This is a genomic window from Salmonella sp. FC25216 (genome assembly GCF_057751355.1).
Genome location: NZ_JBDGON010000013.1, coordinates 55,027 through 75,425, shown reverse-complemented (window position 1 = coordinate 75,425; position 20,399 = coordinate 55,027). Strand labels below are relative to the sequence as shown.

The 20,399-nt window shown below is 53.5% G+C and carries 20 protein-coding genes; 8 read left to right on the top strand and 12 right to left on the bottom strand.

What is annotated here, in order from left to right:
* Positions 1–13: 13 nt before the first annotated feature.
* The 3 genes from glpK (at position 14) to fpr (ending at position 3,487) form a co-directional block, all read left to right on the top strand.
* Complete coding sequence (gene glpK / locus AC3G3F_RS20790; protein ID WP_053528784.1) at positions 14–1,522, top strand: glycerol kinase GlpK; 1,509 nt, start codon at positions 14–16, stop codon at positions 1,520–1,522.
* Between the two features lie 111 nt (positions 1,523–1,633).
* Positions 1,634–2,644 carry a class II fructose-bisphosphatase gene (gene glpX, locus AC3G3F_RS20785; RefSeq protein WP_079796599.1) on the top strand — a complete coding sequence of 337 codons (1,011 nt, stop codon included), beginning with the start codon at positions 1,634–1,636 and terminating at the stop codon, positions 2,642–2,644.
* A 96-nt stretch (positions 2,645–2,740) separates the two neighbouring features.
* Complete coding sequence (fpr, locus tag AC3G3F_RS20780; RefSeq protein WP_053509995.1) at positions 2,741–3,487, top strand: ferredoxin--NADP(+) reductase; 747 nt, start codon at positions 2,741–2,743, stop codon at positions 3,485–3,487.
* A gap of 106 nt (positions 3,488–3,593) precedes the next feature.
* On the opposite strand, the gene AC3G3F_RS20775 is transcribed toward fpr, so the two are convergent.
* Positions 3,594–4,022, bottom strand: a complete 429-nt coding sequence (locus tag AC3G3F_RS20775) for a DUF805 domain-containing protein (RefSeq protein WP_023249144.1) — start codon at positions 4,020–4,022, stop codon at positions 3,594–3,596.
* A gap of 100 nt (positions 4,023–4,122) precedes the next feature.
* Between AC3G3F_RS20775 and AC3G3F_RS20770 the strand changes: the two genes are divergently transcribed.
* Both AC3G3F_RS20770 and tpiA read left to right on the top strand, forming a co-directional pair.
* Entirely contained in the window at positions 4,123–4,719 is a 597-nt protein-coding gene (locus tag AC3G3F_RS20770) for a YiiQ family protein (protein ID WP_023249143.1), read from the top strand.
* 112 nt (positions 4,720–4,831) lie between these two features.
* A complete protein-coding gene (gene tpiA, locus AC3G3F_RS20765; protein WP_023249142.1) occupies positions 4,832–5,599 on the top strand; it encodes a triose-phosphate isomerase in 768 nt (255 codons plus the stop codon).
* Between the two features lie 41 nt (positions 5,600–5,640).
* Here tpiA and AC3G3F_RS20760 read toward each other — a convergent pair whose 3' ends face one another.
* The 7 genes from AC3G3F_RS20760 to cpxP form a co-directional block, all read right to left on the bottom strand.
* Positions 5,641–7,113, bottom strand: a complete 1,473-nt coding sequence (locus tag AC3G3F_RS20760; protein WP_488395690.1) for a DASS family sodium-coupled anion symporter — start codon at positions 7,111–7,113, stop codon at positions 5,641–5,643.
* A 113-nt stretch (positions 7,114–7,226) separates the two neighbouring features.
* Positions 7,227–8,531, bottom strand: coding sequence for an SLC13 family permease (locus AC3G3F_RS20755; protein ID WP_079796596.1), 1,305 nt, complete (start codon positions 8,529–8,531; stop codon positions 7,227–7,229).
* A 73-nt stretch (positions 8,532–8,604) separates the two neighbouring features.
* Positions 8,605–9,354 (bottom strand): CDP-diacylglycerol diphosphatase, encoded by a 750-nt coding sequence (locus AC3G3F_RS20750; protein WP_023249139.1) that lies wholly within the window; start codon positions 9,352–9,354, stop codon positions 8,605–8,607.
* Positions 9,355–9,454: 100 nt separating this feature from the next.
* Positions 9,455–10,444 carry a sulfate ABC transporter substrate-binding protein gene (locus tag AC3G3F_RS20745; protein WP_023249138.1) on the bottom strand — a complete coding sequence of 330 codons (990 nt, stop codon included), beginning with the start codon at positions 10,442–10,444 and terminating at the stop codon, positions 9,455–9,457.
* Positions 10,445–10,645: 201 nt separating this feature from the next.
* Complete coding sequence (pfkA, locus tag AC3G3F_RS20740; RefSeq protein WP_023249137.1) at positions 10,646–11,608, bottom strand: 6-phosphofructokinase; 963 nt, start codon at positions 11,606–11,608, stop codon at positions 10,646–10,648.
* Positions 11,609–11,792: 184 nt separating this feature from the next.
* Positions 11,793–12,695 (bottom strand): CDF family cation-efflux transporter FieF, encoded by a 903-nt coding sequence (gene fieF, locus AC3G3F_RS20735; RefSeq protein ID WP_488395687.1) that lies wholly within the window; start codon positions 12,693–12,695, stop codon positions 11,793–11,795.
* 147 nt (positions 12,696–12,842) lie between these two features.
* Positions 12,843–13,343: a cell-envelope stress modulator CpxP gene (gene cpxP, locus AC3G3F_RS20730; RefSeq protein WP_023249135.1), complete on the bottom strand. Its 501-nt coding sequence runs from the start codon at positions 13,341–13,343 to the stop codon at positions 12,843–12,845.
* Between the two features lie 150 nt (positions 13,344–13,493).
* Between cpxP and cpxR the strand changes: the two genes are divergently transcribed.
* Both cpxR and cpxA read left to right on the top strand, forming a co-directional pair.
* Complete coding sequence (cpxR, locus tag AC3G3F_RS20725; RefSeq protein ID WP_001033731.1) at positions 13,494–14,192, top strand: envelope stress response regulator transcription factor CpxR; 699 nt, start codon at positions 13,494–13,496, stop codon at positions 14,190–14,192.
* Positions 14,189–15,562, top strand: a complete 1,374-nt coding sequence (gene cpxA, locus AC3G3F_RS20720) for an envelope stress sensor histidine kinase CpxA (RefSeq protein WP_000580434.1) — start codon at positions 14,189–14,191, stop codon at positions 15,560–15,562. Before cpxR ends, cpxA begins: the two co-directional genes overlap by 4 nt.
* Positions 15,563–15,653: 91 nt before the next feature.
* On the opposite strand, the gene yiiM is transcribed toward cpxA, so the two are convergent.
* A complete protein-coding gene (gene yiiM, locus AC3G3F_RS20715; RefSeq protein ID WP_023249134.1) occupies positions 15,654–16,325 on the bottom strand; it encodes a 6-hydroxyaminopurine reductase in 672 nt (223 codons plus the stop codon).
* Positions 16,326–16,394: 69 nt separating this feature from the next.
* Positions 16,395–17,015, bottom strand: a complete 621-nt coding sequence (gene sodA / locus AC3G3F_RS20710) for a superoxide dismutase [Mn] (protein ID WP_023249133.1) — start codon at positions 17,013–17,015, stop codon at positions 16,395–16,397.
* A 286-nt stretch (positions 17,016–17,301) separates the two neighbouring features.
* On the opposite strand from sodA, the gene rhaT reads away from it, so the two are divergent.
* A complete protein-coding gene (rhaT, locus tag AC3G3F_RS20705; RefSeq protein ID WP_023249132.1) occupies positions 17,302–18,336 on the top strand; it encodes an L-rhamnose/proton symporter RhaT in 1,035 nt (344 codons plus the stop codon).
* Here the strand turns inward: rhaT and rhaR are convergent.
* The gene (rhaR, locus tag AC3G3F_RS20700) at positions 18,333–19,181 is read right to left on the bottom strand and encodes an HTH-type transcriptional activator RhaR (protein WP_053528789.1); all 849 of its coding nucleotides are present in this window, start codon (positions 19,179–19,181) and stop codon (positions 18,333–18,335) included. The two genes, rhaT and rhaR, sit on opposite strands and share 4 nt — an antisense overlap.
* Positions 19,182–19,334: 153 nt before the next feature.
* Positions 19,335–20,171, bottom strand: coding sequence for an HTH-type transcriptional activator RhaS (gene rhaS / locus AC3G3F_RS20695; protein WP_023249130.1), 837 nt, complete (start codon positions 20,169–20,171; stop codon positions 19,335–19,337).
* Positions 20,172–20,399: the final 228 nt, after the last annotated feature.

Sequence of the window (20,399 nt, the reverse complement as noted above, 5' to 3'; positions counted from 1 at the left end):
ACGGGACAAAATTATGACTGAAAAAAAATATATCGTTGCGCTCGACCAGGGCACCACCAGCTCCCGCGCGGTCGTTATGGATCATGACGCGAATATCGTCAGCGTATCACAGCGCGAATTTGAGCAAATTTATCCTAAGCCAGGCTGGGTGGAACACGACCCGATGGAAATTTGGGCGTCCCAAAGCTCAACGCTGGTAGAAGTGCTGGCCAAGGCCGATATCAGTTCCGATCAGATTGCCGCTATCGGTATCACCAACCAACGTGAAACCGCGATCGTCTGGGAACGTGAAACCGGCAAACCGATATACAACGCTATTGTCTGGCAGTGCCGTCGTACCGCCGATATTTGCGAACAGCTTAAACGCGACGGCCTGGAAGATTACATCCGCGACAATACTGGTCTGGTCGTCGACCCGTACTTCTCTGGCACTAAAGTGAAATGGATCCTTGACCATGTGGAAGGTTCGCGTGAACGCGCGAAGCGTGGCGAGCTGCTGTTCGGTACGGTGGATACCTGGCTTATCTGGAAGATGACGCAGGGCCGCGTCCACGTTACGGATTACACCAACGCCTCACGAACCATGCTGTTCAACATTCATGATTTGGACTGGGACGATAAGATGCTGGACGTGCTGGATATCCCACGCGCGATGCTGCCCCAGGTACGTAAGTCCTCCGAAGTCTACGGCCAGACCAATATTGGCGGTAAAGGCGGTACACGTATTCCTATCGCCGGGATTGCCGGGGATCAGCAGGCCGCGCTATTCGGCCAACTGTGCGTAAAGGAAGGAATGGCAAAGAATACCTACGGCACCGGCTGCTTTATGCTGATGAACACCGGCGAGAAAGCGGTAAAATCGGAAAACGGCCTGCTGACCACCATCGCCTGCGGCCCAAGCGGCGAAGTTAACTATGCGCTGGAAGGCGCGGTGTTTATGGCGGGAGCGTCCATTCAATGGCTGCGTGATGAAATGAAGCTCATCAGCGACGCGTTCGACTCCGAATATTTCGCCACGAAAGTGAAAGATACCAACGGTGTCTACGTGGTTCCAGCCTTCACCGGTCTGGGCGCGCCGTACTGGGACCCGTATGCCCGCGGTGCCATTTTTGGCCTGACCCGCGGCGTGAACTCCAATCACATTATCCGCGCGACGCTCGAATCCATCGCTTACCAGACCCGCGACGTACTGGAAGCGATGCAGGCGGATTCCGGCATTCGCCTGCACGCTCTGCGTGTGGACGGCGGCGCGGTGGCCAACAACTTCCTGATGCAGTTCCAGTCAGATATTCTCGGCACCCGCGTGGAACGCCCGGAAGTGCGTGAAGTGACGGCGCTGGGCGCGGCCTATCTGGCCGGTCTGGCGGTCGGCTACTGGCAGAATCTGGATGAGCTGCAGGAAAAAGCGGTTATTGAGCGTGAATTCCGCCCCGGCATTGAAACTACCGAGCGTAACTACCGTTATAGCGGCTGGAAGAAAGCGGTTCAACGCGCGATGGCGTGGGAAGAACACGACAAGTAAGGTCGCCATCCGGCAAAATCTTTGTGCGGGGGCAACTCCGCACACACATCAATTATTCCCTCCCTCCCCTGTGCTACACTGCGCGCCATTCCTTTCTGCTACGAGTTTGTTATGAGACGAGAACTTGCCATCGAATTTTCCCGTGTAACCGAAGCGGCGGCGCTGGCTGGCTACAAATGGCTGGGACGCGGCGATAAAAATATCGCGGACGGCGCGGCGGTCAACGCCATGCGTATCATGCTCAACCAGGTCAACATTGACGGCACCATCGTGATTGGCGAAGGCGAAATCGACGAGGCCCCGATGCTCTATATCGGCGAGAAAGTCGGTACAGGCCACGGCGATGCGGTAGATATCGCCGTCGATCCGATTGAGGGCACGCGCATGACGGCGATGGGCCAGGCGAACGCGCTGGCGGTACTGGCGGTCGGCGATAAAGGCTGTTTCCTGAATGCGCCCGATATGTATATGGAAAAACTGATTGTCGGTCCGGGCGCCAAAGGGGCAATCGATCTCAATCTGCCGCTGGCGGATAACCTGCGCAACATCGCGGATGCGCTGGGTAAACCGCCTGGCGATCTGACCGTGACCATTCTGGCAAAACCGCGTCATGACGAGGTCATCGCAGAGATGGCCAAACTGGGCGTGCGCGTATTTGCCATTCCTGACGGCGACGTCGCGGCCTCAATTCTGACCTGTATGCCGGATAGCGAAGTCGACGTGCTGTACGGGATTGGCGGCGCGCCAGAGGGCGTGGTATCCGCAGCGGTGATCCGCGCGCTGGACGGCGACATGCAGGGACGTCTGCTGGCACGCCATGACGTGAAAGGCGACAGCGAAGAAAACCGCCGCATTGGCGAACAGGAACTGGCGCGCTGCAAAGCAATGGGGATTGAAGCGGGCAAGGCGTTATGCCTGGGCGACATGGCGCGTAGCGATAACGTTATTTTCTCCGCGACTGGCATCACGAAAGGCGATCTGCTGGAAGGAATTAGCCGGAAAGGCAATATCGCCACGACGGAAACGCTGCTGATCCGCGGCAAATCACGCACTATCCGCCGCATTCAGTCAATCCACTACCTTGATCGTAAAGATCCGGATGTGCAGGCGCATATCCTCTAGCGCATTTGTTAGTTAGAGCCTTCCAGCCTCGCGGGGCTGGAAATCTTTCTCCTGACGAACGAAGATAAGGTTAGCGATTCAGAACAGGAGAAAACCATGGCCGATTGGGTAACAGGTAAAGTCACTAAGGTGCAAAACTGGACTGACGCACTGTTCAGCCTGACCGTTCACGCCCCCATTAATCCTTTCACTGCAGGCCAATTTACCAAACTCGGACTGGAGATCGATGGCGAGCGCGTTCAGCGCGCGTATTCCTATGTGAATGCGCCTGACAATCCGAATTTAGAGTTTTATCTGGTTACAGTTCCGCAAGGAAAGCTCAGCCCGCGGCTGGCGGCGCTAAAACCTGGCGATGAGGTGCAAGTGGTCAGCGACGCGTCGGGTTTCTTTGTACTGGATGAAGTGCCTGACTGCGAGACGCTATGGATGCTGGCGACTGGAACCGCTATCGGTCCGTATTTGTCTATTCTGCAATATGGCCAGGATGTAGCGCGCTTTAAAAATATGGTCTTAGTTCATGCCGCACGCTTCGCCGCCGATTTAAGCTATCTGCCGCTAATGCTGGAACTGCAACAGCGTTATGAAGGCAAGCTACGTATCCAAACGGTGGTCAGCCGGGAGAGCGTGCCAGGCTCGCTTACCGGACGTGTGCCTGCGCTCATTGAAAACGGCGAGCTGGAAAAAGCCGTGGGATTGCCGATGGATAAAGAGACCAGCCATGTCATGCTGTGCGGTAACCCGCAGATGGTGCGCGATACGCAGCAACTGCTGAAAGAGACCCGACAGATGACTAAACATCTGCGCCGCCGACCGGGACATATGACGGCTGAACATTACTGGTGATGTTTTGCCGGATGATTTGTGCGCCTTATCCGGCCCACAAATCATCACCAATCCATAGGCCCGGTAAGCGTCAGCGCCACCGGGCAAATTACGGTTTACCGCCCGTTTACGGTTCTGCTTTAAACTTCACGTCCTGTGTCGCTTTCCCAAACTTATTTTCCCCCTGAACACCGACAAACGCGCCCAGATCGATAAGCATCATCACCAGGATCAGCGTCGGAATAAATCGCCCGACGACCCACTGCCACATCCCCGGCAGCATCATCCAGTTTCCGGCCAGCAGCATCCACGCCAGAATCATCAGCAACGCCCACGCGCCGGAGCGCCCCCGGTCATGCAGACGCTTGACCATGACGGCAGCGGTCGGCCACAGCAGGCACACCAGGCAAAATGCCGCCGTTTGAATATCAAGCAGATTTTTCCCCGCCAGCGAAAATAGCGCCAGCATCCCGGCAAACCAGAGGCCGATCCAAATCCAGAAATCACGGCGCCCAATACGCCCTTTAAATGAGAATAACCATTGCTGTATGGTCATGTAAGTTCCTTATATTTTGCCTTCCGCTACAGTTTACCCTTTTGACAAGCCTGACAGTTATCGTTTTAATCGTGAGCAGTCCTAACGAAAGGTAAGATTGATGAAGCCAGGATGTACTCTGTTTTTACTGTTGTTTTCTGCTCTCACCACCAGCATAACGGCGCGCGCGCAGCTCTCTTCATTGACCACGACAGCGCCCTATCTGCTGGCGGGCTCGCCGACCTTTGATCTCTCTATTAGCCAGTTTCGTGAGAACTTTAACCGCCAGAATCCCGATCTGCCGCTCAATGAATTTCGTGCCATTGAGAATAGCCGCGATAAAGCGAATCTGACCCGCGCCGCCAGTAAGATTAACGAAAATCTGTATGCCTCCACGGCGCTGGAGCGCGGTACGCTCAAAGTGAAAAGTATGCAGATTACCTGGCTGCCAATTCAGGGGCCGGAACAGAAAGCGGCGAAAGCGAAAGCGCTGGAATATATGGCCGCCATTATTCGCACTGTCGCCCCGTTGCTGACAAAAGAGCAAAGCCAGAAAAAACTGCAAAAGATGCTTATCGCCGGTAAAGGTAAACACTATTACGCTGAGACCGAAGGCGCGGTACGTTATGTTGTCGCAGATAACGGCGAAAAGGGGCTGACCTTCGCGGTTGAACCGATTAAGCTGACGTTATCTGAAAATCTGGAAGGGGCGAATTGATGACAAAAAGCAAAGCCTTTCCGGGGATGAATCTCTATACTGTTTCACAGACCATGCTGCTCTGACGAGCGGCCATCTTCCTTAATTCGCTGACTAAGCGTGGAGAAATGAAATGCGACATCCTTTAGTGATGGGTAACTGGAAACTGAACGGCAGCCGCCACATGGTAAACGAACTGGTGGCTAACCTGCGTAAAGAGCTGGCGGGCGTAGCAGGCTGCGACGTGGCAATCGCTCCGCCGGAAATGTATATCGATCTGGCGAAACGCGCTGCTGCCGGCAGCCACATCATGCTGGGCGCGCAGAACGTTGATCTGAACCTGTCTGGCGCATTCACCGGTGAAACTTCGGCTGAAATGCTGAAGGATATCGGCGCGCAATACATCATTATCGGTCACTCCGAGCGTCGTACTTATCACAAAGAATCTGACGAGCTGATCGCCAAAAAATTCGCCGTGCTGAAAGAACAAGGTCTGACGCCGGTACTGTGTATCGGTGAAACCGAAGCGGAAAACGAAGCGGGCAAAACAGAAGAAGTGTGCGCACGCCAGATCGACGCGGTACTGAAAACGCAGGGCGCGGCGGCCTTTGAAGGCGTGGTTATCGCTTACGAACCCGTATGGGCGATCGGCACCGGTAAATCTGCGACCCCGGCTCAGGCGCAGGCGGTACACAAATTCATCCGCGACCACATTGCCAAAGCTGACGCTAAAATCGCTGAGCAGGTCATTATCCAGTACGGCGGTTCCGTCAACGCGTCCAACGCAGCCGAACTGTTCGCGCAGCCGGACATCGACGGCGCACTGGTAGGCGGCGCTTCTCTGAAAGCTGACGCCTTCGCCGTGATCGTGAAAGCAGCCGAAGCTGCTAAACAGGCTTAAGTTGTTGCGACGGGAGGAACTCACCTCCCGTTATTATCGTGTCACCAATATCCCAACCAGTGCCACCAGAAGGCACCGGTCACGCCCCAGATAGTCAGGTTGACTACACTCATCACCAGCCCCGTTTTCCACCACTCCGCCAACGTAACATAGCCAGAGCCAAAGATAATGGGCGCGGTGCCCGTGCCATAGTGCGTCAGCGACATCATCAACGAGGAAGAGAAACCAAGCATCAGCCCAAGCAGCGCCGGCGGCGCGCCGAGACCCAATCCCGCGGCGAAGAACGCAGCAAACATCGCGGTAATATGCGCCGTGGTACTGGCGAAAAAGTAATGCGAATAAACGTAAAGCAGGATCAGCAGTAGCGTTGCTATGCTCCAGTGCACGCCGAGATGGTTGATGGCGCTACCGACGCTGGTCGCCAGCCAACCGACCAACCCCAGCTTGCTGAGAAAATCAGCCATCATCACCAGCGCGGCGAACCAGACAATAGTATCCCACGCCCCACGACATTTCAGAATGTCGTCCCAGTTTAATACTCCCGTCAGTAACAGAATTGATAAGCCAATTAATGCGGCGCTGGTAGGATTGACGGTCCAGCCGCTCCCCATGAGCATGGCAGGAACGCCAGCCCACAGGCAAAGCAGCAAAATAAAAACCGCGAGGGTGATTTTCTCTGCCAGCGAGAGAGGGCCAAGCGCAGTTAGCTTTTGTCGGGCGAACTGCGGCGCATCCGGCGTACGCGTAACGGCAGGCGGGTAGAGCCACCAGATCACAATGGGCATCACAACCAGCGATACCACCGCAGGAAGGAGCGCGGCGATAGCCCACATTCCCCAGGTCATATTCAGTACCCCGTCCGTCCCTTTGGTCAAGAAACTGACAATTAACGGGTTAGGCGCGGTTGCAGTGATAAACATCGCCGAACTGATCGGATTAATATTGTAATTCACCAGCGCGAGGTAACGGCCCGTCGCGCCATTCTCACGGTTTCCAGGCTCGGAACCAAGACTTTCCGCAATCGCCCGCATCACCGGGTGAATAATGCCGCCACCACGCGCGGTATTACTTGGCGTCACCGGCGCAATCAGGGTTTCTGCCAGCGTTAATGCCCAGGCGATCCCCAACGTTCTTTTACCAAACAGAGCAATAAACCCATAGCCTATACGCGCGCCCAGTCCCGTTTTCAACAAACTTTGCGACAGCATGATGGATAAGCCAATCAGCCAGATAAGTTGATTAGAAAAACCGCTCAGCGCATCGTTCAGCGCCGCTGAAGGTTTACCGGGATGGGTGACGCCGGTCATTGCCACCAGCATAATCGCCACAATCGCAATAGCGCCAATAGGCATGGCTTTCCCGATAATCGCCGCGATAGTACCGATAAACAACGCCAGCAGTTGCCATGCCTGTGGAGTCACATTCGCAGGACAAGGGATAACAAACCAGATGGTCAGAGTAATCACGATCGAAATGATGGCAGGCCAACAGCGAATGGGGGTCAATCTGTCCATGAATCAATCCTTGAGTTTCCAGCGCACACATCTGCGCTCCGGTATTAACCGGCATCGATGCAAATAAAACAATTCACCCTCTCACAAAACAAAAAATTAACAGTCCGTTAAAACTATAATTTACCCAGAACTCGAAACCAGGCGTAATCCAGTGGTAGCAGTACAAGATACGTCACCGCCGCCAGCGCCAGACACAGTAACATTCCCGCCCTTGCCGGCACCTTTCCTAACGCCATCGCAACAACAATCGGCGACGCCTGATACGGTAATAGCGGCGTGGAATAACCCAGCACCTGAATCATAATGACCGATAACAGTGGAAAACCGGTAGCATCTGCAAAACTTTCCGCCAAAGTCGTATAGAGCGCCGGTACGCCGTTAGCGGTCATAATAAAATTCAGTACCGTCGTGATTCCCGTGAGCGCAAGGAAACTGGTAAACGGTTTTTGCGTATCTAATGGCATAACGCGCAGTAATGTTTCCCCCACCGCATTACCAATACCGGTTTGCGTTACGGTGAGCGCCAGCCCCAGAATCCCGGCGACATAAATACAGGCGCGAATATTAATACCACTGGCAAACTCATCCCCGCTGATAAAACCTACTCGCGGCAACATCGTCACTACCGCTGCCGCCAGACCGGTCCAGGCTGGGCCAATGCCGTGCCAGCTTTCCGTTACCCACATCGTCAACACCACCGCCAACATCCACGCCAGCCGCTTTTCATTGCGGCTCATTGGCGCAGGCGGCGCTGCCTCGTGCTGCGCATGGGGCGCACCGGGAAATAGCCAGCAAATCAGGGCGATTAATACGATGCCTTTTAACCATCCCAGCACCGGCGTATGCAGCAGTAAATACGGCACATAGTTCAGGTGGATGCCATAAGAGCCTTCTGCCGCGCCGCTCATCACCAGGTTGGGCACGTTCGCAGGCAAAATGGTGGCGGAAAGCTGGAAGGTGCCAAACCCGACGGCCAGTGCCAATCCATACCAGGCGCGGGTGCCATCCGCTATTCCGACGCGTTTCGCCATCGCCGCGACAATCGGCATTAGCAGCGCAATACGTCCCATATTTGAGGGCATCACAAACGCCAGAGCATAGCTAAGCAACACCACACTGCTAACCATCAGAAACCAGGAGTCCGTTAATTTATCCGATAATGCGCGCGCCGCTCTGTCCGCCAACCCGGTTTTACGAATCGCGATTCCCAGTACGAATCCGCTGAATACCAGCCAGAAAGCTGAAGAGGCAAAACCGCCGAAGATCGTATCCGGCGGCGCAATTTTCGCCGCCATCGCTATGGTAAAAAAGAGCAGTGCGGTAATAAATTCCGGCAGCAACGAAGTAGCCCAAAGCAGGATAGTAATGCCGACAACCAGCGAAGGAAGAAACAGAGGGTGCGAAAGCCAGAGCGACATGCCTGTCTCCTGTTGTTTTTTTCAACAAGAATACGGGGACAGGCACGTAGAGTAAACGCCAGAATCGCCAGAGTTACTTCAGAATCTCACACTGATGATCCTGAATTTCCTCAGCAGAAGCGCGATTGAGGGTCAATAAATTACGCTGCGTCGCCAGCAGAACAAAAGAACCATCGCTTTGGCGCACCACCGCCAGCCCATAGCGTCCCATATGATTGCGTGCTTCCGGTACCTCTTCCGCCAGCATCATAAACGGGCTACGCTGCGCCAGCTCGCTCTCGGTTACCCGGCGCGCCAGGTATTCATGCCCCATCAGGTCGCCCGGCAGCGGAAGCCAGTGAGTACTGATGCGCGTGAGATCATTATCCAGTTGTTCCCGAACGTCAGGACGGATGCAAGAAATATGGATATGTAAATGGTCCTGTGAACGACCAAGCCGCGAATTAATCGTCAGCGAAACCGCGCTATCCGGAATATCATGCCCGTATTTTTTACTCATATAGCCGCGAGCCTGCCAGGCCAGCCAGAAAAAGTTGGGCGTAGCGGGCTCCAGCAGCAGCGGGCTTTCCGTACCATTGATACGGTAGGTGGGCATCAATAAATATTGCAGCGGGCCGTGACGATCTTTAAAGACGACATAGCCAGCGCGAGGTTTGACTTCCGCGCAGGGCGCTGGATTTTGATGCTGTAACTGATCGGGCAGGCACTGTTCAAGAACGATTTCCCGTAATGCATCAGGATTGCCGGAAAATTTCCAGTAACCGACGCCCGCCGCGGCGACAATCACTATCACCGCCAGTAAAAAGTAGCCTGTTTTTTTCATATTATGCGTTCCCTGTGTCTCATAGACGGAGAAGAGTAACGCAAAATTATGGCAAAGAAAAAACCCGGCAACATAATACGTTACCGGGTTTATAAACGGTTTAGCGTTTGCTGATTTGGTCGAACGTACCGCCATTAGAGAAGTGATCTTTTTGCGCCTTTGCCCAGCCGCCAAACACCTCGTCAATGGTGAACAGCTTCAGCTTCGGAAACGCATCGTCGTATTTTTTCGCCACGTCAGCATCGCGCGGACGATAATAATTTTTTGCCGCAATTGTCTGGCCTTCCGGCGAATAGAGGTACTTGAGATATGCTTCCGCCACCGCATTCGTCCCTTTCTTCTCAACGACTTTATCGACCACGGACACGGTCGGCTCCGCCAGAATGGATTCGCCAGGCGTGATAATCTCGAACTGGTCTTTGCCCAGCTCGTGCGTCGCCAGCAACGCTTCGTTTTCCCAGGCGATTAATACATCGCCGATCCCGCGTTCCACAAAGGTATTGGTTGAGCCGCGTGCGCCGGAGTCTAACACCTCGACGTTCTTATATAGCGCTTTGACAAAATCCTGCGCTTTGACCTGGTCATTATTGTTATGATGCAGGGCATAACCCCATGCCGCCAGATAGTTCCAGCGAGCGCCGCCGGAGCTCTTCGGGTTTGGCGTAATCACCGACACTCCGGGTTTAATCAGATCGTTCCAGTCATGAATTTGTTTTGGATTGCCCTTGCGCACCAGGAAGACAATGGTGGACGTATACGGCGCAGAATTGTCCGGCAGGCGTTTGATCCAGGCCTTATCAATGCGCCCACGCTCGGCAATGGCATCAACATCCCAGGCCAGCGCCAGCGTAACGACATCCGCATCAATACCGTTAATCACCGACGTAGCCTGTTTGCCTGAGCCGCCGTGCGACTGACGGATAATCACATTATCGCCGGTCTCCTGTTTCCAGTGCGCGCTAAACGCTTTGTTGTACTGTTCGTACAGTTCGCGCGTTGGATCGTAAGACACGTTAAGTAGCTGAATATCCTTTGCCAGAACGCTGGTTGACGCCAGCAATAATGTGAATCCCACGCCCCACTTTTTCATCGCCCGACTCGCTTATGTTGTGTTGTGATGAGCAAAGCGTGCCAGAAAGCGATCCAAACATTAAAGAATAAAAAAAGATTGGCTATAACAGAGGGGAATATGTAACAGAGGGATTTTTGGCGGCTTGCGACTTATCCGACCTACACGTAACTTGTAGGCCGGATAAGCACAGCGCCTTCAGGCAATTTACGTCGCCAAAACTTAGTACAGTTTTTTCGCGCACTCCATCCAGTCGCTTTTGAACGGACGCTTCATGTTTTCAATCGCATCGATGATGTCATGATGAACAAGCTGCTCGTTCTGGATACCGACACAACGACCACCGTGGCCTTCCAGAAGCAGGTCAATAGCATAAGCGCCCATGCGGGAAGCCAGAATGCGATCGTAAGGTACGGGAGAACCGCCGCGCTGGATGTGGCCCAGCACCGTCGCACGCGTTTCACGACCCGTTTCTTTTTCAATAAAGTGCGCCAGTTCGTCAACATCGCACATATGTTCGGTGATAGCGACGATAGCGTGTTTTTTACCTTTCGCGATACCGGCTTTGATTTCCGCCACCAGATCCTCGCGATTAAATTCAACTTCCGGCACCACGATAAACTCACAGCCGCCGGCAATAGCCGCCGCCAACGTCAGGTCGCCGCAATAACGCCCCATCACTTCAACGATAGAGATACGCTGGTGAGAAGAGGAGGTGTCACGCAGACGGTCAATCGCTTCCACCACGGTGCCGAGAGCAGTGAAATAGCCGATAGTGTAGTCGGTGCCTTTGATATCGTTATCGATGGTGCCTGGCAGACCGATGCACGGGAAGCCCATTTCAGTCAGACGTTTTGCACCCAGATAAGAACCATCGCCGCCAATAACTACCAGCGCATCGATGCCACGTTTTTTCAGGTTTTCGATCGCGACAGCGCGAATATTTTCGTCACGGAATTCCGGGAAACGGGCGGAGCCGAGGAAAGTACCGCCACGGTTGATCATGTCAGATACGCTGTAACGGTCAAGCTGAACCATACGATCTTCATACAGGCCCAGATAGCCGTCATAAATGCCCATGACTTCCAGCCCTTCCGTCAACGCTGCGCGCACAACACCGCGGATTGCCGCGTTCATGCCCGGCGCATCACCGCCGCTTGTCAACACACCGATTTTCTTAATCATGACTACCTCTGAACTTTGGAATGCAAAATGAAATCTATTGCCGGAAGCCGATTTCGCACTTCGAAACGATCCAACGAATATACAGATAGTATAACAATCCCTTCCTGCTGAATTGATTCAGGTCAGGCCAAATGGCGGTAATTTATACACAAAATGCTGGCCTGGCTCACTTTTTAACAATCAATTATACAAGCTCGAACTTCTTGCCTTCCCTGGGGACGACTGAACAGGGATCCTGATGAATAATGACATCTGAACCCGGAAAACGCTGCAAAATCGCCTGCTCTACCTGTTCAGCCACTAAATGCGCCTGAACGAGCGGCAGATTATCTTCCATTTCCAAATGAATCTGAATAAAGCGGGTCGGCCCTGACTGCCGCGTGCGGAGATCGTGCGCGCCGCTGACGCCCGGCCATGACGTCACGATATCAATAATTTCCTGTCGTTCCGCATCGGGCAGCGCGCGATCCAATAATGACTGCACCGCCTCATACCCCATACGTAACGCGCTATACAAAATATAGATGCCAATACCTAACGCAAACAGGGCATCCGCACGATGCCAGCCGTACCAGGATAACCCAAGCGCGATAAGAATCGCTCCGTTCATCATAACATCAGACTGATAATGAAGCATATCCGCTCGTACCGCCTGACTTTGGGTCTTGCGTACCACCCAGCGCTGAAACGTGACCAGTATAATAGTGCATATCAGAGCGATGACGGTAACGCCAATCCCCACGCCGGGGGCGTTCATTGGCGTCGGCTTAATCAGGTTCTGGATACTGGTCAAAAATAGAAACAGCGCCGAACCGGAAATAAACATACTTTGCGCCAGCGCCGCCAGCGACTCCGCTTTACCATGACCAAACGTGTGTTCATCATCTGCTGGTTGCAGCGAATAACGCACGACCAATAAGTTCGTCAATGACGCGGCAATATCCACCAACGAATCCACCAACGCCGCCAGAATACTCACCGAGCCCGTATACCACCACGCAAAAATTTTGATCAAAAGTAACGCTGATGCCATCGCCGTTGCCGCGATAGCCGCCCGGCTGACCAGCCGTCCATAGGTTTGATTCATAAATACTCCCGCTATCTTCTGCCGGTAGTATAACGGATGGTTTAAAACAGTAAGCTAATAACAGAATGACAAATTGGGGATAAAAAAAACCCCCACATCATGTGGGGGAAGACAGGGATGGTGTCTATGGCAAGGAAAACAGGGTTGTTACTGGGAACGTGAGTTGCTACTACTCAATAATTTCAACGATGAACTTTTTTGCCATTGCGCCACGTCGCGCAGTTGCTCCATTCGTTGCTGATGCTTTTCATTCAAAACCGCTTGCTGCTCCGGCGTTAACAGGCGATACATCTGGTTACGCACGCGGGCCATTTCGACCTGGCGGGCAACCTGCTCTTGCGCCATTTTTTCTGCCTGAGCGCGCACAGCGCTTTCATCAAATTTTTCTGCGGTGACAAGCCGATGCATTGTCTCCATTTCGCTAACATTAACAGGAGGCTGTTCGTGCCTTGCCCGCTGCATAAGATCTCGCATCTGTTGACGCTGATGTTCGGTTAAACTTATGCCGTCAAACATATGATTTTGCGTGCTACGCTGCGTGGCCCCGTCACCGGGGTGCCAGTTATCGCTTGTAACAACTTCAGCTGCGTGGCTTAAGAAACTGAATGCCAGCGTTGAGGCCATAACAGCAGCGGTAACTTTGCGCATCGCTTGCTCCCAAAATCTTTTCTGTCGCGATTCAACGAGAGACAGTTTACGATTCGGGCTGCAAACATGCGTCAGGGGGTGTAAAACAACGTAAAGTCATGGATTAGCGACGCCTGATGACGTAATTTCTGCCTCGGAGGTATGTAAACAATGAATAAAATCCTGTTAGTTGATGATGACCGAGAGCTGACTTCCCTGTTAAAAGAGCTCCTCGAAATGGAAGGTTTTAATGTTCTGGTGGCCCACGACGGCGAGCAGGCGCTTGAGCTTTTGGATGACAGCATCGATTTACTTTTGCTTGACGTCATGATGCCGAAGAAAAACGGTATCGATACGTTGAAGGCGCTTCGCCAGACACACCAGACGCCTGTCATTATGCTGACCGCGCGCGGCAGCGAGCTGGATCGCGTTCTCGGCCTTGAGCTGGGCGCGGACGACTATTTACCTAAGCCGTTTAACGACCGCGAACTGGTAGCGCGCATCAGGGCTATTTTGCGCCGCTCCCACTGGAGCGAACAGCAGCAGAGCAGCGACAATGGCTCGCCGACGCTGGAAGTCGATGCGCTAAGCCTTAATCCTGGCCGTCAGGAAGCCAGTTTCGATGGCCAAACGCTGGAACTGACCGGTACGGAATTCACCCTGCTCTATTTGCTGGCGCAACACCTCGGCCAGGTGGTTTCCCGTGAACATTTAAGTCAGGAAGTGCTGGGTAAGCGCCTGACACCGTTCGATCGTGCCATTGATATGCATATTTCTAACCTGCGCCGCAAACTGCCGGAACGCAAAGACGGTCATCCGTGGTTTAAAACATTGCGTGGTCGCGGCTATCTGATGGTTTCCGCTTCATGATAGGAAGTTTAACCGCGCGCATCTTCGCCATCTTCTGGTTGACGCTGGCGCTGGTGCTAATGCTGGTACTGATGTTGCCCAAGCTCGATTCACGCCAGATGACCGAGCTGATGGACAGCGAACAGCGCCAGGGATTGATGATAGAGCAACATGTAGAAGCTGAACTTGCGAACGATCCGCCCAACGACCTGATGTGGTGGCGTCGCCTGTTCCGCGCGATCGACAAGTGGGCACCGCCTGGACAGCGGTTATTACTGGTGACCTCTGAAGGACGCGTGATCGGCGCTGAACGCAGCGAAATGCAGATCATTCGTAACTTCATTGGTCAGGCGGATAACGCCGATCATCCGCAGAAGAAAAAATATGGCCGCGTAGAGATGGTCGGGCCATTCTCCGTTCGCGATGGAGAAGACAATTACCAGCTTTACCTGATTCGACCGGCCAGCAGTTCACAATCCGATTTTATTAATCTGCTGTTTGACCGCCCGCTCCTGTTGCTGATTGTCACGATGCTGGTCAGTTCGCCGCTCTTGCTATGGCTGGCGTGGAGTCTGGCAAAACCGGCGCGTAAGTTGAAAAACGCGGCTGATGAAGTGGCGCAAGGCAACCTGCGTCAGCACCCGGAGCTGGAGGCTGGTCCGCAGGAGTTCCTCGCCGCTGGCGCCAGTTTTAACCAGATGGTGACGGCGCTGGAACGGATGATGACCTCGCAGCAGCGTTTGCTGTCAGACATCTCCCACGAGCTGCGAACGCCCCTTACGCGCCTGCAACTGGGTACCGCGCTGCTGCGTCGTCGTAGCGGCGAAAGCAAAGAGCTGGAGCGTATTGAGACCGAAGCGCAACGTCTGGACAGCATGATCAACGACCTGCTGGTGATGTCGCGTAACCAACAGAAAAACGCGCTGGTCAGTGAAACGATGAAAGCTAATCAGCTATGGGGCGAAGTGCTGGATAACGCTGCCTTTGAAGCCGAACAGATGGGCAAGTCGTTAACGGTAAATTATCCGCCGGGGCCGTGGCCGCTCTATGGCAACCCGAACGCGCTGGAAAGCGCGCTGGAAAATATTGTCCGTAATGCGCTGCGCTATTCACACACGAAGATTGAAGTCGGCTTCTCGGTGGATAAAGACGGTATTACGATCACGGTCGATGACGACGGACCGGGCGTCAGCCCTGAAGACAGAGAGCAGATCTTCCGTCCCTTCTATCGCACCGATGAGGCGCGCGACCGTGAATCCGGCGGTACCGGCCTGGGTCTGGCGATTGTCGAAACCGCCATTCAACAGCATCGCGGCTGGGTGAAAGCGGATGACAGCCCGCTGGGGGGATTGCGGTTAGTGATCTGGCTGCCGCTATATAAACGTTCGTAATTAACGCTGTGGCGCCGGATGGCGGCGTAAGCGCCTTATCCGGCCTACGGAACTCGTAGGCCCGGTAAGCGCAACGCCACCGGGCATCACATCAGCCCTGCAAACGTCGTGACTGATTTTCAATCTTGCCGCTCAGGCGACGCTTTTGCATGGTTCGGGTCCAGCTTTTCGATAATCCCGCCGCCGACAGCAACCGGTGATACTGCTCATCGTCAAACGGCATATGCCAGGCAATGGCGATCGCCTCCTGCACGCTGACATCGCTCACGCGGGAAACCAGCGCCAGCGGCGCATCTGTCGCTACCTTGCCTGGCGCTATCACGCTGTAGAGCCAGCCGGTTTTACCCACGTTTTGCATCTGGCTTGCCATGTCGCTAATCGCAAAATGGTAATTGAGCTTAAAGCACGGCGAACGCGGCTGCGTTACCTGAATGAGCGCCTCTCCCCAGCGAAAAATGTCGCCGATATAAACATTTTGCTCGGTCAGACCGTCGGTGGAAAGGTTCTCGCCAAACGCCGGGGCGACAAACCGTTCCGCCAGTTCCGGAAACTCCTGCGCCCAGTAACGATAATGCTCGCGCGGATAATGGCACAGCGCGCGGTCGGGACCGCCGTGAATTTTTTTCTCCGCCTGCTCATCACCTTCCAGACCCAGCTCCGTCAGCATGAGTTCGCCATCGACCTGCACTTTCGCGATAGCGCTGGGGCGGCTTCCCGCGTAATCCTGAATTTTGCCTGTGAATACCTCAACCGGATAATGCATCGCGACTCCTTATGCAGATACAAAAAAAGCGAGTCATCAGACTCGCTTCTCACGGGCTTCAATGCAACTTTATTTTTTCGCAGCGAAGCGTGCAGCCGCTTCATCCCAGTTCACTACGTTCCAGAACTCTTTGATATAGTCCGGACGACGGTTCTGGAATTTCAGATAGTAAGCGTGTTCCCAGACGTCCAGACCCAGGATCGGGAAACCGGATGCGCCGGAAATGGCTTCGCCCATCAGCGGAGAGTCCTGGTTAGCGGTAGAAACAACAGCCAGTTTATCGCCTTTCAGCACCAGCCACGCCCAGCCGGAACCAAAACGGCTGGCGGCCGCTTTTTCAAACTCTTCTTTGAATTTCTCAACAGATCCGAAATCACGCTCGATCGCCGCTTTCAGATCGCCCTGCAGAGTGGTGCCTTTTTTCAGCCCCTTCCAGAACAGGCTGTGGTTAGCGTGACCGCCCGCGTTGTTGCGCAGTACGGTTTTTTTGTCCGCGGGTAGTTGATCCAGTTTGGTGATCAGCTCTTCAGCAGACAAGTTAGCGAATTCCGGCAGACTTTCCAGCGCCGCATTGGCGTTATTCACATAAGTCTGGTGGTGTTTGGTGTGGTGAATCTCCATCGTCTGCTTATCGAAATGCGGTTCCAGTGCATCATAAGCGTACGGCAGGGATGGCAGTGTATAACTCATATTCCTCTCCAGTATTGTCGAGCGGCCGGGTGTTAACGCCGCGTAAGCAGTTGGTTCATTATAGTTAATTAAATGATATTGAAAATGATTATCAATGCCGTACTTTTCGTAAGGATATAATTTTTCATAACATTGCCTAAGATGTGAGCCAAATCACCCACTTATCCTGATGATTGCCAGGAAGATCGGAACGACGGCAACTGGCGAAAGGTTAATCATCTGCGCACTTTTTACACTCGTCTCATCGCAGCAGTAACAAGACGTTAAAAACGACGAGGATTAAGTGATGAGTAACGCGATTACGATGGGTATTTTCTGGCATTTGATAGGTGCGGCCAGTGCAGCCTGCTTCTATGCCCCGTTCAAGCAAGTGAAACAGTGGTCATGGGAAACCATGTGGTCAGTGGGCGGCATTGTCTCCTGGCTTATTCTGCCGTGGACAATTAGCGCCCTCTTACTGCCCGATTTCTGGGCCTATTATGGACAATTTAACCTCTCCACCCTTTTACCGGTTTTTCTGTTCGGCGCCATGTGGGGCATCGGCAATATTAATTACGGTCTGACCATGCGTTATCTCGGGATGTCGATGGGTATCGGCATCGCTATCGGCATTACGCTTATCGTCGGCACGCTGATGACGCCTGTCATCAACGGTAACGTCGAGGTGTTAATCCATACCGAAGGGGGACGCATGACGCTACTTGGCGTTTTTGTCGCGCTGATCGGCGTCGGAATTGTGACGCGCGCCGGACAGTTAAAAGAACGCAAAATGGGCATTAAAGCAGAGGAGTTCAATCTGAAGAAAGGGCTTCTGCTGGCAGTAATGTGCGGTATTTTCTCGGCGGGGATGTCCTTTGCCATGAACGCGGCTAAACCGATGCATGAGGCCGCTGCCGCGCTTGGCGTTGACCCGCTCTATGCTGCGCTGCCGAGTTACGTAGTGATTATGGGCGGCGGCGCGCTGGTTAACCTCGGTTTCTGTTTTATCCGCCTGGCAAAAGTACAAAATCTGTCGATAAAAGCCGACTTCTCGCTGGCAAGGCCGTTGATTATCAGCAATATTCTGCTGTCCGCGCTTGGCGGTCTGATGTGGTATTTACAGTTCTTTTTCTATGCCTGGGGTCACGCGCGCATTCCGGCGCAATATGACTACATGAGCTGGATGCTGCACATGAGCTTCTATGTGCTGTGCGGGGGGCTGGTCGGTCTGGTGCTAAAAGAGTGGAAAAATGCTGGTCGCCGTCCCGTTGGCGTCTTAAGCCTCGGCTGCGTGGTAATTATTATCGCGGCGAATATTGTTGGTTTAGGCATGGCCAGCTAATCGCTTTGATTACTGAGATGACGCCACTGGCTCGGCGTCATCCCGGTTTCCCGCGTGAACACCACTGAAAAATAGTTACTATCTTCAAAACCGCACTGCATCGAAATCTCGCTAACCATCAGCGGGCTATGCTGAAGCAGATACTGCGCGTGGCAGATACGGACCTGGCGTAAGTATTGGTTAATCGTCATCCCGGTTTGGGCGCGAAACTGCTGCCGCAGCACCCGTTCGCTGCATTGTTCCTGCAGGCAAAACGCATCCAGCGCAAAGGGACGCTCAAGGCTATTAGCCAAAGCGGTAATTAATTTATCCAACAGGGTTTCTCTGGAGGTTGCCGGAAGATCGTCGGTCGCGTAGCGATGCCGTTTTAACGTCATCACCAGTTGACCAAACAGCAATTCCGCCATCTCATTCGCCAGCGGATCGCGTCCATTATTCTCATGTTCAAGCTGGTTAATGACCTGCCGCGCCTGATTCATTCCCATACTGCCCAGCCGCCAGTGAGGATGCCACTGCGCTCCCTGAAAGCCAGGAATCATCGCCTGCCAGTTTACATTGAGTTTCAAACGCTCCGGGCAGTAAATGATATTTTGCAGCACCAGATCGTTAACGGAGGTATAGGAGTGTTTGTCTTCAGCACGAATGTAAAACAGATCGCCGCGGGTAATTCTATATGGACGGTCATTAAGAACGTGTAGGCCGTTGCCCCGCCAGACCATCACCAGTTCACAAAACTCATGCGTATGTTCCGCAAAAACATCCTGTGGATAGCGATCGGCAACCGTAACGGCCTGCTGCTCATCAGTAAAAAAATCTTTTTTCAAAAGGATTAACTGATTTGCCACCGCAGCACCTCACGTTGAATGCTTGCCGGTTGGCGCTACGCTTATCCTGTCTACCGCTCGCCGCCGTAGGCCAGGTAAGGCGCAGCCGCCATCCGGCATTAAAGGGTATAATTATCAGCACATTGGCGACGAAAAACGTTGATAGGGTTTGCGTTACTGGAGTATCGCATCGCGTCCCTGACGGATATCCCGCGGCGACCAGTTAAATTCGCGGCGAAACAGAGTCGAAAAGTGGTTACTGTCGCCAAAACCGCAGCGATACGCGATTTCTGTCACGCTATGATCGCTATGGCGCAATAAATGCCGGGCTTTGATCAAACGCAGGCGATTAAGGTAACGTTGCGGCGTCAGCCCGGTATGCTGCTTAAGCTGACGATGCAGCGTACGTAGCGACAGCGAAAACTGTTCAGCTACCGCCTCCCAGCAGACCTCCTCCGCAAAATGGTCTTCCAGCCATGCCATCAGTTGGTTAAGTTTGGCGTCGTTATCGGTCGCGCCTTCCATCAGGCTACTGCGGCGTAACAATACCAGTAGTTGCATAAACAAAATTTCGCGATTCGCCACGGCAGGCGCATCCATGCCGTCTCCGGCGCGCTCCATCAATCCGACCAACTGGCGCACCTGCTGCAACGCGCTCTGATTCACCCGCCAGTGAGAAGGATAGTAACCATCCTGCTCCTGCGGCAGCAATTGCTCCAGCCCCGCCAGGAACTGAAAGGCTTGCGGCGAACGCCACAGTACGTTCGTCAGGCATAAGTTGTCGGTATGTTCATATAAATGCCGGTCGTGATCGCGAACAAAACACACGGTACCGCCGCTAATGGTATACGGCTGCCCGTTGAATACATGGATGCCCGTACCGTGTTCCACAATCACAATTTCATGGAAATCATGATGATGTTCAGGGAAAGCGGCTTGCGGCAGACGAGGTTCAATCGCCACGGGCGCTTTACCTGATGGAAAAAAATCCACGCTATGCAGTACCGTCATGATGTATCCCTTCCTGATGAATGAAACTGACTGAAGCCGTTCGCCCAAAAGGCGCGCCAGCCTCGCCTCCAGGCGTTTTCGCCGAATTTCTCCGGCCTGGTGATAGTAATTAAGGGTTATCGGTCTCACCTTAAATTTTTGACGCTAAAGCGCGCAAACATGGTCTTTTTTTCAAGAAAAGGCGGGAAAAAGCGGGAAATGCGGACGACATCACACCGGCCTATTAGT

Excerpts from the sequence above, each read along its gene's own strand:
- cpxA (WP_000580434.1), top strand. The coding sequence starts at position 14,189 with ATGATAGGAAGTTTAACCGCGCGCATCTTCGCCATCTTCTGGTTGACG.
- AC3G3F_RS20770 (WP_023249143.1), top strand. The coding sequence starts at position 4,123 with ATGAAGCCAGGATGTACTCTGTTTTTACTGTTGTTTTCTGCTCTCACC.
- AC3G3F_RS20775 (WP_023249144.1), bottom strand. The coding sequence starts at position 4,022 with ATGACCATACAGCAATGGTTATTCTCATTTAAAGGGCGTATTGGGCGC.
- cpxR (WP_001033731.1), top strand. The coding sequence starts at position 13,494 with ATGAATAAAATCCTGTTAGTTGATGATGACCGAGAGCTGACTTCCCTG.
- sodA (WP_023249133.1), bottom strand. The coding sequence starts at position 17,015 with ATGAGTTATACACTGCCATCCCTGCCGTACGCTTATGATGCACTGGAA.
- rhaT (WP_023249132.1), top strand. The coding sequence starts at position 17,302 with ATGAGTAACGCGATTACGATGGGTATTTTCTGGCATTTGATAGGTGCG.
- glpX (WP_079796599.1), top strand. The coding sequence starts at position 1,634 with ATGAGACGAGAACTTGCCATCGAATTTTCCCGTGTAACCGAAGCGGCG.
- glpK (WP_053528784.1), top strand. The coding sequence starts at position 14 with ATGACTGAAAAAAAATATATCGTTGCGCTCGACCAGGGCACCACCAGC.
- AC3G3F_RS20745 (WP_023249138.1), bottom strand. The coding sequence starts at position 10,444 with ATGAAAAAGTGGGGCGTGGGATTCACATTATTGCTGGCGTCAACCAGC.
- pfkA (WP_023249137.1), bottom strand. The coding sequence starts at position 11,608 with ATGATTAAGAAAATCGGTGTGTTGACAAGCGGCGGTGATGCGCCGGGC.
- fpr (WP_053509995.1), top strand. The coding sequence starts at position 2,741 with ATGGCCGATTGGGTAACAGGTAAAGTCACTAAGGTGCAAAACTGGACT.
- yiiM (WP_023249134.1), bottom strand. The coding sequence starts at position 16,325 with ATGCATTATCCGGTTGAGGTATTCACAGGCAAAATTCAGGATTACGCG.
- fieF (WP_488395687.1), bottom strand. The coding sequence starts at position 12,695 with ATGAATCAAACCTATGGACGGCTGGTCAGCCGGGCGGCTATCGCGGCA.
- AC3G3F_RS20755 (WP_079796596.1), bottom strand. The coding sequence starts at position 8,531 with ATGTCGCTCTGGCTTTCGCACCCTCTGTTTCTTCCTTCGCTGGTTGTC.
- AC3G3F_RS20760 (WP_488395690.1), bottom strand. The coding sequence starts at position 7,113 with ATGGACAGATTGACCCCCATTCGCTGTTGGCCTGCCATCATTTCGATC.
- rhaS (WP_023249130.1), bottom strand. The coding sequence starts at position 20,171 with ATGACGGTACTGCATAGCGTGGATTTTTTTCCATCAGGTAAAGCGCCC.
- AC3G3F_RS20750 (WP_023249139.1), bottom strand. The coding sequence starts at position 9,354 with ATGAAAAAAACAGGCTACTTTTTACTGGCGGTGATAGTGATTGTCGCC.
- cpxP (WP_023249135.1), bottom strand. The coding sequence starts at position 13,343 with ATGCGCAAAGTTACCGCTGCTGTTATGGCCTCAACGCTGGCATTCAGT.
- tpiA (WP_023249142.1), top strand. The coding sequence starts at position 4,832 with ATGCGACATCCTTTAGTGATGGGTAACTGGAAACTGAACGGCAGCCGC.